This is a genomic window from Streptomyces phytophilus (assembly GCF_013870535.1).
In the GTDB taxonomy this organism is placed as follows: Bacteria; Actinomycetota; Actinomycetes; order Streptomycetales; family Streptomycetaceae; genus Streptomyces; species Streptomyces phytophilus.
Map to the genome: position 1 here is coordinate 1 of NZ_JACBXC010001329.1, position 1,616 is coordinate 1,616.

Here is a 1,616-nt window from a genome sequence, read left to right on the forward strand (position 1 = left end):
GTCACCAGCCTCGCCATCGACGGCCGTACGCCCTGGGGCGTCGCCGACCCGCTGCGCGCGATGCGCCCCGGCACCACGTCGGTGCGCATCGGCGAGTCCGAGCTGACCGGCGCCGCCGGCGCCGCGGACGTGCTCGACGGGCGGGCGCTGCGCCCGGCCGACGGCCGTGAGCTGGTCGTCGTCGTCCGTGACGCCGCCCGCCACCCGTGGATGTGGCAGGCCCTGGCCGACCTGGTGCGGCGCCGGCCCGACGCGCTCGTCGTCGAGATGGGCCTGCCCGCCGAGGACCGGCTCGGCGCCGTGCACCTGTCGACCCACGGTGCCACGCGCGTCTCCGGCATCGCCGCGGCCGAGGTCCTCACCGGCGCGGTGTGACGGCAGCACGCAACACGGTTCCACCTCTGGAGGACGTTCCATGCCCGACCCCGGCCCGTACCTTTACCGTGCCGCTTCCGACACCCCGTACTTCAGCGCCGACGGCGAGTCCTACCTCGCCCGTACCCCGTTACGCGACATCCGCAAGTCCCGTCCGCTGCGCGTGCTGTCCGACGAGGACTACGCGTTCTGGCAGACCTACGGCTACGTCGTGGTCAAAGAGGCGATACCCGCCGAAGCCGCCGCCCTGCTCCTCGACTTCGCCTGGGACTTCCAGGGCCTGGACCCCGACCGCCCCGAGACCTGGTACGAGGACCGCGAGTTCCGCTCCGACCTCGACCGCGACCTGCACGTCTACGGCTTCGTCGAGGCGTACCAGCACCAGCTGATCTGGGACAGCCGCCAGACCCGCCGCGTCTACGACGCCTTCGCCGACGTGTGGGACTGCGACGAGCTGTGGGTGACCCTCGATCGCCTGAACCTCAACCCGCCCAACGTCGGCAACCGCAGCCGCACCCTCATCGAGCCCACCGACACCGGCTTCGACATCGAGCTGCACTGGGACGTCGACACCACCCTCGCCGTCCTCCCGCAGCGCGTCCAGGGCATCATCGCCCTCAACGACACCCGCCCCGACCACGGCGGCTTCCAGTGCGCGCCCGACCTCTTCCGCGACTTCGAGAAGTGGAAGCTCGCCCAGCCCGCCGGCCGCGACCCGATCCGGCCGAACACCGACCGCGCCGAGTTCCCCGTCGTACGCCCCGACCTGGCCGCGGGCGACCTGCTCATCTGGAACGGGCTGCTGGCCCACGGCGTCGCCGCGAACGCCTCCGACAGCGGCGTACGCGCCGTGCAGTACCTCGCGATGATGCCCGCCCTGGAGGAGCACGAGCGGCTGCGCCGCTCGCGCGTCGAGTCCTGGCGCACCCTGAGCACGCCCGACTGGAACGCCACCCTCCTCGGCGACGCCCGCCGGCACGAGGCCGAGCGGTACGGGCCGACCGAGCTGACCGGCCTCGGCCGCAAGCTCCTCGGGGCCGACTCCTGGCGCCCGGCGGCGGACAACGGGACCCGGGCGGACGGGGCGGCGGCGCAGGAGACGGAACGGACCGGGGAGCGGGCGTGGCACGCATCTGCCTGACGCTGCCCACGAACCGCGCCTGCGCGGCCACCATCGCCGCCGTCCACGAGGAAGCCGCCCACGCCGCCGCCCACTTCGGCGCCGAGGTCCACTTCCTGAT

General features: G+C 73.4%; 2 protein-coding genes and 1 pseudogene. All 3 read left to right on the forward strand.

Translation table 11 applies throughout. The annotated features are described in order from the left end of the window. A pseudogene (locus H5J30_RS32075) lies at positions 1 to 375 on the forward strand (glycoside hydrolase family 3 protein); the annotation flags it as partial. 40 nt (positions 376 to 415) lie between these two features. Continuing rightward, positions 416 to 1,516 (forward strand): phytanoyl-CoA dioxygenase family protein, encoded by a 1,101-nt coding sequence (locus tag H5J30_RS32080; RefSeq protein WP_181791130.1) that lies wholly within the window; start codon positions 416 to 418, stop codon positions 1,514 to 1,516. After that, the coding region (locus tag H5J30_RS36115) for a DUF6271 family protein (RefSeq protein ID WP_309505694.1) at positions 1,498 to 1,616 on the forward strand (119 nt) is incomplete at its 3' end. The genes H5J30_RS32080 and H5J30_RS36115, both read left to right, overlap by 19 nt.

Excerpts from the sequence above, each read along its gene's own strand:
- H5J30_RS32080 (WP_181791130.1), top strand. The coding sequence starts at position 416 with ATGCCCGACCCCGGCCCGTACCTTTACCGTGCCGCTTCCGACACCCCG.